Source organism: Chryseobacterium sp. 2VB, from assembly GCF_005503635.1.
Lineage (GTDB): Bacteria > Bacteroidota > Bacteroidia > Flavobacteriales > Weeksellaceae > Chryseobacterium > Chryseobacterium cupriresistens.
In genome coordinates, this window is the sequence record NZ_SCNC01000015.1 from 35,673 (window position 1) to 50,034 (window position 14,362).

13 protein-coding genes are annotated in these 14,362 nt (G+C 36.6%); 5 read left to right on the top strand and 8 right to left on the bottom strand.

Annotation, left to right across the window (positions count from 1 at the left end):
* Window positions 1-44: 44 nt before the first annotated feature.
* Window positions 45-620: an RdgB/HAM1 family non-canonical purine NTP pyrophosphatase gene (gene rdgB / locus FFS26_RS14435; RefSeq protein WP_262916991.1), complete on the bottom strand. Its 576-nt coding sequence runs from the start codon at window positions 618-620 to the stop codon at window positions 45-47.
* Window positions 621-661: 41 nt separating this feature from the next.
* Window positions 662-1,492 (bottom strand): CPBP family intramembrane glutamic endopeptidase, encoded by an 831-nt coding sequence (locus tag FFS26_RS14440; RefSeq protein ID WP_137905355.1) that lies wholly within the window; start codon window positions 1,490-1,492, stop codon window positions 662-664.
* A 109-nt stretch (window positions 1,493-1,601) separates the two neighbouring features.
* On the opposite strand from FFS26_RS14440, the gene FFS26_RS14445 reads away from it, so the two are divergent.
* From FFS26_RS14445 to FFS26_RS14460, 4 genes are all read left to right on the top strand, one after another.
* Window positions 1,602-2,294 (top strand): hypothetical protein, encoded by a 693-nt coding sequence (locus tag FFS26_RS14445; RefSeq protein ID WP_137905356.1) that lies wholly within the window; start codon window positions 1,602-1,604, stop codon window positions 2,292-2,294.
* Between the two features lie 13 nt (window positions 2,295-2,307).
* Window positions 2,308-3,018: a hypothetical protein gene (locus FFS26_RS14450; RefSeq protein ID WP_137905357.1), complete on the top strand. Its 711-nt coding sequence runs from the start codon at window positions 2,308-2,310 to the stop codon at window positions 3,016-3,018.
* Between the two features lie 162 nt (window positions 3,019-3,180).
* On the top strand, window positions 3,181-4,776 hold the full coding sequence (locus FFS26_RS14455; protein ID WP_137905358.1) for a peptide chain release factor 3: 1,596 nt from the start codon (window positions 3,181-3,183) through the stop codon (window positions 4,774-4,776).
* Window positions 4,777-5,219: 443 nt separating this feature from the next.
* Window positions 5,220-6,164, top strand: coding sequence for a DUF4349 domain-containing protein (locus tag FFS26_RS14460; RefSeq protein WP_110009296.1), 945 nt, complete (start codon window positions 5,220-5,222; stop codon window positions 6,162-6,164).
* Window positions 6,165-6,403: 239 nt separating this feature from the next.
* Here FFS26_RS14460 and FFS26_RS14465 read toward each other — a convergent pair whose 3' ends face one another.
* The gene (locus FFS26_RS14465) at window positions 6,404-6,769 is read right to left on the bottom strand and encodes a hypothetical protein (RefSeq protein WP_034695305.1); all 366 of its coding nucleotides are present in this window, start codon (window positions 6,767-6,769) and stop codon (window positions 6,404-6,406) included.
* A gap of 21 nt (window positions 6,770-6,790) precedes the next feature.
* Window positions 6,791-7,930, bottom strand: coding sequence for an acyl-CoA dehydrogenase (locus tag FFS26_RS14470; RefSeq protein WP_110009295.1), 1,140 nt, complete (start codon window positions 7,928-7,930; stop codon window positions 6,791-6,793).
* A 344-nt stretch (window positions 7,931-8,274) separates the two neighbouring features.
* Here FFS26_RS14470 and FFS26_RS14475 point away from each other — a divergent pair, with 344 nt between their 5' ends.
* Window positions 8,275-10,053 carry an AMP-dependent synthetase/ligase gene (locus FFS26_RS14475; RefSeq protein WP_110009294.1) on the top strand — a complete coding sequence of 593 codons (1,779 nt, stop codon included), beginning with the start codon at window positions 8,275-8,277 and terminating at the stop codon, window positions 10,051-10,053.
* A gap of 66 nt (window positions 10,054-10,119) precedes the next feature.
* Here FFS26_RS14475 and FFS26_RS14480 read toward each other — a convergent pair whose 3' ends face one another.
* The 4 genes from FFS26_RS14480 to FFS26_RS14495 form a co-directional block, all read right to left on the bottom strand.
* Window positions 10,120-11,079 (bottom strand): hypothetical protein, encoded by a 960-nt coding sequence (locus FFS26_RS14480; protein WP_137905359.1) that lies wholly within the window; start codon window positions 11,077-11,079, stop codon window positions 10,120-10,122.
* Between the two features lie 404 nt (window positions 11,080-11,483).
* Window positions 11,484-12,260 (bottom strand): zinc ribbon domain-containing protein, encoded by a 777-nt coding sequence (locus FFS26_RS14485; protein WP_110009291.1) that lies wholly within the window; start codon window positions 12,258-12,260, stop codon window positions 11,484-11,486.
* 2 nt (window positions 12,261-12,262) lie between these two features.
* On the bottom strand, window positions 12,263-13,360 hold the full coding sequence (locus FFS26_RS14490; protein WP_110009290.1) for a Nif3-like dinuclear metal center hexameric protein: 1,098 nt from the start codon (window positions 13,358-13,360) through the stop codon (window positions 12,263-12,265).
* A gap of 126 nt (window positions 13,361-13,486) precedes the next feature.
* Window positions 13,487-14,335, bottom strand: coding sequence for a hypothetical protein (locus FFS26_RS14495; RefSeq protein ID WP_228406463.1), 849 nt, complete (start codon window positions 14,333-14,335; stop codon window positions 13,487-13,489).
* Window positions 14,336-14,362 lie beyond the last annotated feature (27 nt).

The window sequence follows — 14,362 nt, forward strand, 5'->3', positions numbered from 1 at the left end:
TACAACAGAAAAACGAAATGGGAATTTTGTCCTGATATGTAAACTTAATCAGTTACTTTTAAAAAATCCATAAACAGGTCTAATGCCTGTTTACGGTGGCTGATTTTATTTTTGTCTTCAGGATCCATTTCTGCAAAGGTTCTTTCATATCCTTCAGGAACAAAAATCGGATCATATCCGAAACCTTTGAAACCTTTATTTTCTGTCAGTAAATTTCCATGAACCCTGCCTTCAAAATATTGCGCCCCGTTTTCATCATAATAGCAAAGAACCGTTACAAAATAAGCCTTTCTGTTTTCAATTCCCTGCATTTCTTCTAATACCTTTTCGATATTTTTTGCAAAATCATGGTCTCCGGCATAGCGGGCTGAGAAAATCCCGGGTCTTCCATCCAAAGATTCTACGACCAAACCACTGTCATCTCCCAAACTTGGAACCCCTGTTTTTTCAAAGCAATATTTAGCCTTGATCAGGGCATTGGCATGAAATGAATCTCCGTCTTCTACAATTTCTTCGTGAATATTATAATCGGTAAGACTTTTTACCACGCAGTCACTTCCCAGGATCTGTTGGATTTCTTCTTTTTTATGTTCGTTGTGTGTAGCTACTAATAATTCCATTTCTATATTCATTTTCAATTTTACTTTTTAAATCGGGTTACTTACATTTCAGCATAATGCACTTTATACTTTTTCATAAACAGATAATAGAATAAGGAGAAAAGTACAATTCCTGCAGCTAATACAAGCCATTCTGAAATATGAAGAACTTTTGCAAAACTCTCATCTTTACCATAAAGAACCAACAATGACAGTGTTAAATTATTAAACGCATGCAGTAATATCGGCATCAGTAAAGATTTTGTTTTATAATACACCAATCCAAGCACACAGCCCAGCATCACTGCACTGATAAACTGCCATGGATTTCCGTGAACTATTCCAAAAATAATGGAAGCATACAAAATTGCTTTCCAGGGTTCTACTCCTTTATTAATCAATCCCTTCTGGATAATTCCTCTGAAAATAATTTCCTCAAAAACCGGTGCCATGATTACTGTCATAATAATCATTACAACAGGATTATCGGTCAATTGACTCATCAGCCTTGTAAAATATTCATAAAAATCTCCAAAAAAAGGCCCTGTAGTTGGGATCTGAGCGGCTACAAATTCAGAAATAAACATCATTCCCGCCATCATTGGAAAGATGAGGAGATAGGTTGAAAAATTAACTGATGACATGTTGAAATTAAGCTTTTTTTGCGTGGTACGCCTTACGATAAAAAAGTCAAAAAAGGCAATAGCAGTAAGGAATCCTACAGAATTTGCTACCATCAGAAACCAGTCTTTCAATTCAATATTTTCCCTGAAAACCACTTTCCAGAAAGTACTGAATAAAGAAACGGCCATTGTTCCCACGAATAATCCAACCACCAAGACTACACCGCCCAACCATGTAAACGTAAACTTCGGATATTTGCTATTTTCCATCCTTTCTCTGTAAAAAGTTTATGAAAAACAAAGATAATTTTTTTGCCTGCTACAGGCAACTAAAAAAGGATTTTCTTATTTTCGTTCATTTATCCATGAACATTACAAAATGCATACAGAATTTCCATTCCAAAAAATTGAGTCTACCACCAACAGATGGATGACCATTGTCCTGAATGCTCTTTTCTTTGTGATCTTTATTTCTTTCGCTTTGATTTTCGTTTTAGGCCCTGCTTACGGAATTTACAAAAGAGGATTTGAAGCCATGCTGTACCCTGCCCTGATCGGCTGGGGACTTTCATTGTTGATTTTGATTCCTGCAATCCGTTATTATATCATTAAAAGGAAAAAACTGGCCCATACAATTGTGGTTGATGAAACCGGACTTTTATTTTATAATTCAGGAAATGAAATTGTGGATCAGATCCTCTACACAGATCTCCGGCCTTCAACACAGGATTTTGATATTTACACGGTAAATCCGGTAGGATCAGGAATCGCTCCTTTACTGGAAGTAGCAATCTTATCAAAGAAAAAAGAAGAAGCTCTAAGACGTATTGATATGAATCTCCCTTTGAGAGTGGTAAAAAACAAATCTATTTTGTATGCCCGTTTCCTACACGGCATCGTCACTTTTCGCCGTGATTTGAAGGTAGATCCTCTCGTTTTCCGAAGCTATTCTATTGATACAGAAACCTGGAAAGTGAACCGCAAAGGGATTTCTCCGGGAGGCTGGCTTGTCATACTGGCAGCACTCATAATTACGGCATTTATATGCGGGCTTGTATTTTTGTTAACTTAAGCTAAGAATTAATATGATTGAAAAATTCCAGACCATAGAATCCAAAATCAATATACCCATTACTTACTTTCTCATGGGAATTCTGTGGATCGCTGTTATTCTGATTATGGTGGTAATCGGGGTTGTTTTCAATCTTATTTATAATAATTTCAGACCATTTATAGAAAATGACCTTGGAATCTTTTTCACGATTCTTATTGCCCTGCTTCTTCTTATGTTCTGCTGTATCGCTTTGATCGTGGCTTTAACTTACAGAAAAAAACAAAAGATCCGAAAAGCCATTGTAGATGAAAAAGGAGTAACATTCTACAACCACCGTAATGCAATTATTGAAACCATATTATATCATGAACTTCAGCCAGCTCAGCACTCATCCACCGATGTACATGTTTTCAACACCCAGACCGTAAAATACGGCAAAACGACATTGCAGGTTTACCTGAAAAATAAAGCTGGGGAAATTATGCCTTCAACGGTAGACTTTAATTTTAACTTAGTAATTCTACGCAACCAATATCAGCTATACCGTCATTTTCTTAAAGGCATTCAACACTTTCGTCCGGATCTGAAAATAAGTCAACAGGCTATTGATCAGTACAACCTTAGCTCAGAACCGCAAAAAACTAAATTTGGAATATTTGAATATATCATGTCTGCAGTTTTTATACTGATTGCTGCCGGATTGGTTTATGTCTTTATATTGCTGATAAAAATGTTTGTCTGATAAGTAATGTTAACGCAAAGCCAATTACTGATGAGTTTATAGCCATATCTCTCATTCTCAAATGCGGTTATCCTTCTATTCTTCTGCGTAATGAACATTGTTCTTCATTTAAATTTGAAAACCTCATAAAAAATCACGATTTTTGCAACTTCAAAATACGATATGTCAGACTTAATCAAAGAAATACAAAAAAGAAAGACCTTCGGGATCATTTCCCACCCGGATGCCGGAAAAACAACTCTTACAGAAAAGCTACTTCTTTTCGGGGGAGCAATTCAGGAAGCGGGTGCGGTAAAATCCAACAAAATAAAAAAAGGAGCTACCTCCGACTTTATGGAAATTGAAAGACAGAGAGGAATCTCTGTAGCGACTTCCGTATTGGCATTTGAATATAGAGATCATAAAATCAACATTCTGGATACTCCGGGTCACAAAGACTTTGCTGAGGACACCTACAGAACATTAACAGCCGTAGACTCTGTAATCGTTGTCATCGACGTTGCAAAAGGGGTTGAGGAACAGACGGAAAAACTGGTTCAGGTGTGTAGAATGAGAAACATTCCAATGCTGGTCTTCATTAATAAACTGGACCGTGAAGGTAAGGATGCTTTCGATCTGCTGGATGAAGTAGAACAAAAACTTGGATTAACCGTTTGTCCGCTTTCTTTACCGATTGGTATGGGAAGTGACTTCCAGGGAATTTATAACATCTGGGAAAACAATATTCAGTTATTCCTGGAAGAGAAAAAGCAGAAAGTTGGGGATTCTATTAAGTTTGATGATATCAATGATACTTCAATTGATGATGTTATTGGTGAAAAAGCTGCCAAAAATTTAAGAGAAGAGCTTGATCTGATCCAGTCTGTTTATCCTGAATTTAATCGTGAAGATTATATGAAAGGTGATCTTCAGCCGGTATTTTTCGGTTCTGCTTTAAATAATTTTGGAGTACGTGAACTATTGGATGCTTTCATTGATATTGCTCCTATGCCGCAGCCCAAAGAAAGTGATACGCGTCTGGTAAAACCTGAGGAAAGCACTTTCACAGGATTTGTTTTCAAAATCCATGCGAATATGGATCCTAAGCACAGAGACCGACTTGCATTCGTGAAGATTGTTTCAGGAACATTCAGGAGAAACGAAAACTATTTACTGGTAAGAGAAGGTAAAAAAATGAAATTCTCCTCTCCTAACGCATTCTTTGCCGATAAAAAAGAAGTGGTGGAAGAAAGTTTCCCTGGTGACATCGTTGGTCTACATGATACGGGAAGTTTCAGAATCGGAGATACATTAACAGGTGGAGAGAAATTAAGCTTCAAAGGAATTCCTAGCTTCTCTCCTGAACATTTCCGTTATATCAATAACAACGATCCGTTAAAAGCCAAGCAATTAGCGAAAGGTATTGACCAGCTGATGGATGAAGGAGTTGCACAGCTGTTTACCCTTGAAATGAACGGAAGAAAGATCATTGGAACGGTTGGAGCCCTTCAGTACGAAGTTATCCAATACCGTTTGGAACATGAATATGGTGCAAAATGTACTTATGAACCGTTATCTATGCACAAAGCATGTTGGGTAGAAGCTGATGAGAAATCAGAAGAATTCAAAGAATTTGCAAGATTAAAGCAGAGATTCCTGGCGAGAGATAAGTACAATCAATTGGTATTCCTGGCGGATTCTTCATTCACCATTCATATGACGCAGGAGAAATTCCCGAATGTGAAACTGCATTTTATCAGTGAATTCAGAGAAAACTAAGAAGCAATCAGGTAAACCGAAATTGTTTACAATATAGATCCGCAGAAAATTTCTGCGGATTTTTTTATAATATATCATATGAAACCACCCCGGCAAAAATTCTTCGAATTTTTGCCACCCCTCCGGAGGACGGGAATTTTTAGATTTCCCAACTCATATTTGGTAAAACGACAAAGTGTATGAATAACTGAGTACTCTGTTTGTCATTCTGTAGAAATCCAAATCCACAAGTAATAAAATACTGTTATTAAATACTCCTTTGCGAAGTATAAATACTATCCTTATTCCATCAAAACACAGAAAAACGCTTTGTAAATCTTTTGTAAAACAAATATAAAACCTTGATAATATATGAGTTAGCATTTTACCAGTATAATACATTTCATTTACAATCTTTACAAGAACTTCCCTTCTAATTTTACTTCATCAAAAAAATTAATCTTATGAAAAAGTTCATATTACTCGCTGCTGTAGCAGGCACTTTCATTATGTGTAAAAAGGCAGAAGCTACCCAGGATAGAATCAATGAAGTAATCCATTCAGCGGACAGTGCTGCCACTGTTGCTACAGAAACCATAGATCATGTCAGTAAAACGGCTGATAAAGTTCTGGACTCGGCCAGTATTAAAATAAAAGATTTTGAAAATTCGAAAAACGACATCCGTGAAAAGATAGAAAACACTTCCAAGATGGTAGATTCTTTATCGGATAAAATTGCGAATACAAAACTGGAGTCCAACATAGAGAAAAAGGATTCGGTAGAAAAGAAGACTGAAAAGATTGCAGCAAAAGTTCCGGCTCCCAAGGTTATTAAAGAAACCAAAATCATCTATAAAGAAAAGCCTAAGAACGACAGTTACGAACTGAATATGCCACAAGATAAAATGGTAAAATCAGGATATCTTTCTATAACCGCAGAGAATGTGGAGACAGTAAAGGAAATCATCAGAGAAGAAATCAGCAGAAATAACGGCTATATCAAAAGTGAAAATCTGTCTTATGTGGAATCCGCTTATCTTCATGGGGAAAATCAAAAAGTATACAGTCTGGATATCAAAGTTCCTATGCAGCATTTTGATGCGCTAATGGATGCCATAAATAGCAATATTGGAGATATTGATACAAAAGATATTCAGGTTTCAGGGCGAAACTATACGGACAATGCAATCTGTACGATCAATGTAAATATCAGTGAGAAAGCTAAAACAGAAACAGAGCCTGAAACCTTCAGTGGAAAATCTCTGGCAGCCATTGAATCCGGCTGGAATGTTATTACTTCTATATTCCTGTTTATCCTGCCGCTGTGGCCTTTATTTCTTATTGCCGGCATTGGATATTATTTCTATAAAAAGAAGAATGGGAACACCGCTGATCGTGATTCTCATTAGATTTTTAATTTTTTTTTAATGAGGTTTGGAATTGGTGTTCGATTCTTATGTTTAATTTTACCAAATATTCAACAGAAGTGTTGTTTATTAGAAAAATAACTCTTAACTTTAAGTATAAGCAAAATGCAATGAATCTCCGATCAGACGAGGTTCAAATAAATTTGGAAATTTTATTTCATATATTAATATTTTGTGATTTGGTGTAAAATAAGGCCCTCATATTGAGAGCCTTATTTGTTTTATTTCATATTCACTACCTTATCTACGATAAATTTTGTGTTTCCTCTCCACGGAAGAGCCCCGTTGTACTCTTTGTAATGCAGATCAAAAGTTTTACCGCTGTTGGTTTCCAGTTGTTTGAAAACTTCGGGATCATCTACGGAAAATTCAAACTCATAGCTTGTAATAGTTCCTGTTTTTCCTCTTCCAAAGCCTTCCTGAATCAGCTTGCCTTCATAAGTTTTGAAGACATAACCTTTTTTCATAGCATAATTCAGGTATCCGGATTTTACACCTTCTCCGAAAACGAAATAGTACTTATACCAGACAAATACGCCCAGTAACAGCAGTACGACACCGAGGGTGATCCACAAAGATTTTTTCATAGGTCGTGTGTTTTATAAATGTTATTTTGCGATGCTTCTTGAAATCACGATTTTCTGAATTTCAGAAGTTCCTTCATAGATCTGAGTGATTTTCGCATCTCTCATTAATCTTTCTACGTGGTATTCTTTCACGTATCCATATCCTCCGTGGATCTGTACTGCTTCAATAGTAGTATCCATTGCCACCTGAGAAGAGTATAATTTTGCCATAGCTCCGCTTTCAGAGATGTCTTTTCCTGCATCTTTTTCACACGCAGCTTTGAAACACAGCATTCTAGCAGCAGTGATCTGAGTTGCCATATCAGCCAATTTGAATGCAATCGCCTGGTGGTTGATGATTTCAGTTTTGAAAGCTTTTCTTGTTTTAGCATATTTCAACGCCAGTTCGTAAGCACCTGAAGCAATACCCAGGGCCTGAGAAGCAATACCGATTCTTCCTCCATTCAACACTGCCATAGCAAAGTTGAATCCGAACCCGTCTTCACCGATTCTGTTTTCTTTTGGAACTTTTACGTTATTAAAGATCAAAGAGTGAGTATCACTTCCTCTGATTCCTAATTTGTCTTCTTTTGGTCCGATTTCAAATCCTTCCCATCCTCTTTCAACGATAAAAGCATTGATTCCTTTGTGTTTTTTCTCAGGATCTGTCTGTGCAATTACGATATAATAAGTAGCTGTTCCACCGTTCGTGATCCAGTTTTTGATACCATTTAAAAGATAGTAATCTCCTTTGTCTTCAGCTGTAGTTTTCTGAGAAGTAGCATCAGAACCAGCTTCCGGCTCAGATAATGCAAATGCTCCGATTACCTGCCCGCTGGCCAGTGGAGTAAGATATTTTACTTTTTGCTCTTCAGAAGCAAATTTTTCAAGACCGGCACAAACCAATGAGTTGTTTACAGACATTACAACAGCTGCAGAAGCATCTACTTTTGCAATTTCTTCCATAGCAAGCACGTAAGAAACGCTGTCCATACCCGCACCGCCGTATTTTGGATCTACCATCATTCCTAAAAGTCCCATTTCTCCCATTTTCTTCACCTGTTCAGCAGGGAATTTCTGGTCACGGTCTCTTTCAATCACTCCAGGTAAAAGTTCGTTCTGTGCAAAATCTCTTGCTGCCTGCTGAATCATCAGCTGTTCTTCCGATAAATTAAAGTCCATAAAAAAAATAATTAGATAGCCGTAAATTTACACTTTTTAAGCAAATCTGAAAAAATAAATTAAAAGCGGGAAAAAGGCAGGTTTGGGGAGATTTAATGATGATGGATACGTGTTTCGGGAAACGGGATATGCATTAGGAGGACAATATAAAATGTATTGAGAAAAATAAACCTTTATAAAAGATTAATTGAAAATATAAAATCCCCTTTTCAGGGCTTCCGGTCTCCTTTTTGATTCAAACTATTATGGTAAGCATTTAACTAATTTCTAATTATTACCTTTGGATGGTTTCAATTAAAAAAAATGCTTATATTTAAATTTCTTTATAAATTACGTAAAAAATCATGACAATCAAGAGATTATTCGATATTCCACACTATGCTTTAGAAAAATATCCTAAAACGGATATGTTTGTAACCAAATATCATGGTGAGTGGAAAAAAACTTCTACACAGGAGTTTATTAATGAGGGAAATAAGGTATCCAGAGGATTATTGAAGCTTGGTATAAAACCAGGGGATAAAATCGCTTTAATTACAACCAATTCCCGCACAGAATGGGCTATTATGGATTTCGGACTTTCTCAGATCGGGGTTGTTTCAGTACCGGTTTATCCAAGTATTTCTCCTGAAGATTATGAATTCATCTTCAATAATGCTGAAATCCAGTATTGTTTTGTTTCTGATAAAGAGCTGTTGAATAAAGTAATGAAAGTAAAACATAATATTCCGAGTTTGCAGGGAATTTTTACTTTTGACAGTATCAGCGGGGCTGCCAACTGGAGAGAAATTCTGGATCTGGGCAAGGACGAATCTACACAAATTGAAGTGGATGATCTTTCTAATGCGATCAATACCGAAGATCTGGCAACGATCATTTATACTTCCGGAACCACCGGAAGACCTAAAGGAGTAATGCTTACCCATAATAATATTGTTTCAAACATATTGGGATCCATTCCAAGAATTCCAAAAAAGAGAGGCTTTGATTACAAAGATGCCAGAGCATTAAGCTTCCTTCCTATCTGCCATATTTTTGAAAGAATGCTTTTCTATCTTTATCAGTACAATGGTTTTTCTCTTTATTTTGCTGAAAGTATCGAGAAAATGGGTGAAAACGTAAAAGAAGTGAAGCCTCATTATATGACCGTAGTTCCGAGACTGGTAGAAAAGGTATATGACAAAATCTATAATACAGGATCTTCAGCCGGAGGATTAAAATCCAAAATATTCTTCTGGGCATTGAATCTGATCACCAAAAAGAAAACCATTTCAAAGCCATCCGGACTTCAGGAAATCATCGCAGACAAGCTTGTATTTTCTAAATGGAGAGAAGGTTTAGGCGGTGAAATCGTAACTTTGGTTTCAGGATCTGCTGCACTATCTACAAGACTTAATTTAATGTTCCAGAATGCCGGAATTCCAATTCTTGAAGGGTATGGTTTGACAGAAACATCACCTGTAATCTCTGTGAACAGTTTTGATAAGATGAAAGTGGGAACCGTAGGAATTCCATTGGATAATTTAAAGGTTAAAATTCAGGAAGATGGTGAAATTACGGTAAAAGGGCCATCTGTATTCAAAGGATATTTCCGGAATGAGGAAATGACAAAAGAAGCTTTCACAGAGGATGGTTTTTTCAAGACCGGAGATATCGGACATATCGATAGTGACGGATTTTTACAGATCACAGACCGTAAGAAAGAAATGTTCAAAACTTCCGGTGGAAAGTATATTGCTCCCCAGACTATTGAAAACCTGGCAAAAGCTTCAAAATTTATAGAGCAGATTATGGTGGTAGGTGATGGTGAAAAAATGCCATGTGCTTTGGTACAGCCTGATTTTGAATTTGCAAAAAACTGGGCTATGAGAAATAATCTTAATTTAGGCTCAACACCTGAAGAAATTGCAAAAAGCCCTGAATTGAAGCAAAGAATTGAAAAGGAAATCGAAGGCATTAATGAACACCTTGGAAACTGGGAGAAAATCAAAAAAATTGAGCTTACTCCTGAAGTATGGAGCATTGAAAGCGGATTACTCACTCCAACATTAAAACTGAAGAGAAAGGCCGTAAAAGAGAAATTTATTGCTTTGTATAATAAGATGTACGATCATCATGAATAAAAAACAGAAACCGCTTCATTATTGAAGCGGTTTTTTTCATTGACAATAAAATATTTTTCTTTATCCCTATAATTTTTTCAGGCTGAAATGACGGGCCTCAGAAACACCGGCAGGCGCCTGTGACTGCACTGTTCCTGTAGCATTGTCAAAAGCCCCTCTATACATCGTTAAATAAATAACATCACCAGCAGCTAAATTGACAAGACAATGGAATGAAATGGGTGTATTCCCGGACCCCGCAATAAGCTGCCCTATATTTGAACGGGTACCGGCAATAAGGTTGGCAGCAGCCGTTCCATTTTTTGTAATACCCAGATTAACACCAATATAATTGCTTGCCCCTGTAGTTCCTCCGGCTCCGAAATAGGATAAAGCATCCAGTTCATAGATACCTGTTTCATTAATGATAAAACGGTTGTTTGCAGCATCCCACGAAGCGGTTGAGCCTTGATTAACCTGTATTTCGCCAGCCGTAAAAGGCAGAACTTGCGGAATACCGGAATTAAAATTAGCGGTCGAAGGTAAATTATATGTAGAGTTTGTTGACATACTGATAATCGTATTAATAGAAGTAGCCGGATTTATAACTATTGCTTCCCAGGTGACCACACCTCCTGCAGCTCCATTACTTATTAACATGACAAACCATCCTTGCCCTAAACCAATGGATGAAACAGGCAGACCTGTCTGATTATCAATCAGCTCACTTCCATTGGCTGCTATGGTAACATTAAAATTTCCTGTGTTTTTAATATAATATACACGTCCTTTGATATGTCCCTGCGCAGGATAAGCAGCAATAGCTGCCGGCAGTGTTATGGTACCGACTGAACTGCCATTATAAGCTACATAATAGTCTGTAATACTCATATTGTAATCTGCTGATATTAACCGGTACTGTGCTGAAAGACTTCCGTTAATTTCCAATGTACTGCCAGGTATGATTGTATTAATGCCAACATTCCCTGCCTGACCCAGGAGACAGTAACTCAAAAGAGATAAGAACCCCATTAATAATTTTTTCATGATATATAATTTTTCTGGTTGTGTGTAAATTGAATATCAGAATATCCAAATAATACCATTTATAAAAAATTCATTTTGAACGGTTCAATGAAGTTGTAGTTTATGGATATGTCTGCTTTTTTATTGTAACCATAAAGCCTTACTTCCTATATCTCCTGCTGAAGCTTTGTTCAGTTATTTAATCACCATACTTTTCCTTTTTTTATTATATAAAATATACACATAAAAACATTACACTAATGACAATTTAACACAATTCACTATTGTTAAAAAAAATTAATAAAAAACTAATACAATAAGTATTATTTTCTCTTTTAAAGGTAATTATCGAAACACTTTACATATGTCCATAAAAAAAGCTGTCTCATTTCTGAAACAGCTTTCATATGACTTAAAATCAATAATTAGAATTTAATTACAGATTTCATTTTTTCGTTTTCTTCCATTACCAACTCGTCATCAACAAGAATTTTTCCAGAGTGCTCATCAATGATGATTTTCTTTCTCTGAGCAATTTCCATTTGCTTCTGAGGAGGAATAGTGAAGAAAGATCCTTTTGGAGCACCTCTTTCTAATCCTACAACAGCAAGACCGTTGATAGAGTTTGTTCTGATTCTGTTGTAAGAAGCCAATAATCTCTCATCGATTTTAGCTGCAAATTCTTTAGACTGCTCTAAAAGATATTCTTCTTCTTTCTGAGTTTCAGAGATCAAACCATCCAATTCTTCTTTCTTGAACTTTAAGTGGCTTTTCAAATCGTCGATCTTTGCATTCAGTTCAGCTAAAGTTTCGTTTTTGTGAGCAATTTTAGCTCCGAATTCTTTAATTCTTTTTTCAGCAAGCTGAATTTCCAGCTCCTGGAATTCCATTTCCTTTCCTAATGCTTCAAACTCTTTATTGTTTCTTACATTATCCTGCTGAGATTTGTATTTCTCAATTAAAGTTTTAGCATGGTTAATTACTTCATGCTTTGTTTTGATCTGATCTTCCTGATCTTTGATATCAGCATGAAATTTTTCAGCTCTTTTTTCAAGACCTTCAATCTCAATTTCAAGATCTTCAACTTCAATTGGCAATTCTCCTCTAGTATTTCGGATTTCATCCAATCTTGAATCTATGATCTGTAAATCGTATAAAGCTCTTAATTTTTCTTCAACTGAAATATCGTTGGTTTTTGCCATATTTAAATGAAATAATTTACTGGGTTTGTTTTTTCAATAGATTTTGAAATTGCAAATGTACTAAATTTTTGTGATAAAATTTCAAATAATTGTTGAGCAACAAATTGTTCGGACTCATAATGTCCTATATCACAGATCAGCATTTTAGACTCTGCTAAAAAATAATCGTGATATTTAAGATCTCCTGTAAGGTAAGCATCACATTTTCTGGCCGCTGCAGATCTTATCCCACTTGCTCCCGAGCCTCCCAGAACCCCCACTCTTTTGATTTTTTTATTGTTAAAAGAAGAATGTTTGATCACCTCCAGTCCAAATTTTTCTTTTACAAACCCAAGGAAATCTTTTTCATCCATTTCCTCTTCCAGATCACCGTACATTCCCAATCCGGCATGATGATTTTTATTATCCAGACTATAAACCTGATAGGCTACTTCTTCATAAGGGTGTGCTGACTTCATAGCGCCTACAATCTGCCCTTGTTTAAAGCCTTCAAAAATTACAGAAATCATATCTTCGTCTGCATTTTCACGAATACCCTGCTGTCCGGAAAACGGATTTGAGCCTTCCACAGGCCTGAATGTCCCATTACCATTCACTGTAAAACTGCATTCGTCATAGAATCCTATATTTCCTGCTCCGGCTGAGAACATGGCTTCTTTTACTTTTTCCGAATACTCTTTAGGAACAAAAACCGTTAACTGCTTTAAGTTATTTTCTTTGGGCTGAAGAATCTTCATATTCTTTAATCCTAACTGACTGCATATACCGTGGTTCACTCCAAAGAAATCATTGTCAAATGCAGTGTGGATGGCATAGATTGCTACTTTATTTTCAATAGCTTTTAAAACGGCCCGCTCTACATAATTTTTCCCTGTTAAAGATTTTAATCCGGAAAATATAATGGGATGAAAGCATACAATCAGATTACAGTTTCTCTCAATCGCCTCATCTATTACATTTTCCAGCGCATCATGACAAACCAGAATTCCCGACACATCACGATCATAAACACCACACAGCAATCCTACATTATCAAAATCTTCTGCCTGCCTGATGCTTATCTCCTCTTCAATCTTTGCAATTACAGTTTTTAGCTTCATTAATTTATATTTTACGGTTACAGCGAAGATATTAATTTTACCAAAAACCCGGAAAAATTTGCAATAAAAAACCGGCTTTCTTCAACCGGTTTTGCTTTGATATTAAAAAAGAAATCAATAAGACTATTAATCTTTGAAAAGCGATACTCTTGTAAAGGAATCTACTACTACGCCACAGTTGATATCGGATTCCATAAAAAGCTGATAGCCTTTTCCCGGATCAAGACTCGCTGGGTCCGCAATGGTATAGAAATAAAAGGTAAGAATGTTACCTGTTCCACTGGAGCCGCTTGGAACCAGCTGGATAGAATTGATTTCAAAACCGGAATCGGGATTTTTAAAAGTAGCTTTTATGGATCCTGAAGAGTTGGAACCTGGAGTGATTGTAGCGATTGCTCTCCAAAAATGAACCTGCCCGTTAATTTCATTTTCTCTCCATTTACCGGTAGCCGCAATATAGATATTGCTCGTTACGCCCGGAAATGGAACGGTAGTTTCCGGCCAGCTTGTAGTAGGACTTGCTGCAAAAACCAGCGGTGTGGCATAAAGCACCTGTTGTCTCGGGCCATAGCCGCTTCCTGATGCACTTAAATTGAATGAGGGTTTTACATTTGCGTTTCCAGAATTTACTTTAACGACACCGTCGTTACCAGCCTGAGAAGATGTGGGAACAAAAAGCTGTCTCCAGAGGGTACCATCCCAATACTGGAAGTTATTCGTTGTCGTATTATAAATAAGAGTTCCTGCAGTAAGGTTAGCGTTTACTACACCTGCAGGAGGCACTGTGGAAACGTCATTATCAGCCAGGTTGGTATCCCGGTCAGTATCAGTAAGACGAGGAATGAGAATTCCTTTCTGGTTGGAAACTATATCCAGTACTGAAGCACTATTTGGCGTTACAGTATTAATCCCAACCTGAGCATACGCAAAACTGCTTATCAAAAACAGCATTAAAAAGGTTAAAATTTTTCTCATGATATAAAGCTTTTGTAGAATAAAATT

Bases quoted from the DNA above. Each gene is read 5' to 3' on its own strand.
- rdgB (WP_262916991.1), bottom strand. From the start codon at position 620: ATGGAATTATTAGTAGCTACACACAACGAACATAAAAAAGAAGAAATC.
- FFS26_RS14470 (WP_110009295.1), bottom strand. From the start codon at position 7,930: ATGGACTTTAATTTATCGGAAGAACAGCTGATGATTCAGCAGGCAGCA.
- FFS26_RS14475 (WP_110009294.1), top strand. From the start codon at position 8,275: ATGACAATCAAGAGATTATTCGATATTCCACACTATGCTTTAGAAAAA.
- FFS26_RS14490 (WP_110009290.1), bottom strand. From the start codon at position 13,360: ATGAAGCTAAAAACTGTAATTGCAAAGATTGAAGAGGAGATAAGCATC.
- FFS26_RS14465 (WP_034695305.1), bottom strand. From the start codon at position 6,769: ATGAAAAAATCTTTGTGGATCACCCTCGGTGTCGTACTGCTGTTACTG.
- FFS26_RS14440 (WP_137905355.1), bottom strand. From the start codon at position 1,492: ATGGAAAATAGCAAATATCCGAAGTTTACGTTTACATGGTTGGGCGGT.
- FFS26_RS14495 (WP_228406463.1), bottom strand. From the start codon at position 14,335: ATGAGAAAAATTTTAACCTTTTTAATGCTGTTTTTGATAAGCAGTTTT.
- FFS26_RS14485 (WP_110009291.1), bottom strand. From the start codon at position 12,260: ATGGCAAAAACCAACGATATTTCAGTTGAAGAAAAATTAAGAGCTTTA.
- FFS26_RS14455 (WP_137905358.1), top strand. From the start codon at position 3,181: ATGTCAGACTTAATCAAAGAAATACAAAAAAGAAAGACCTTCGGGATC.
- FFS26_RS14445 (WP_137905356.1), top strand. From the start codon at position 1,602: ATGCATACAGAATTTCCATTCCAAAAAATTGAGTCTACCACCAACAGA.
- FFS26_RS14450 (WP_137905357.1), top strand. From the start codon at position 2,308: ATGATTGAAAAATTCCAGACCATAGAATCCAAAATCAATATACCCATT.
- FFS26_RS14460 (WP_110009296.1), top strand. From the start codon at position 5,220: ATGAAAAAGTTCATATTACTCGCTGCTGTAGCAGGCACTTTCATTATG.
- FFS26_RS14480 (WP_137905359.1), bottom strand. From the start codon at position 11,079: ATGAAAAAATTATTAATGGGGTTCTTATCTCTTTTGAGTTACTGTCTC.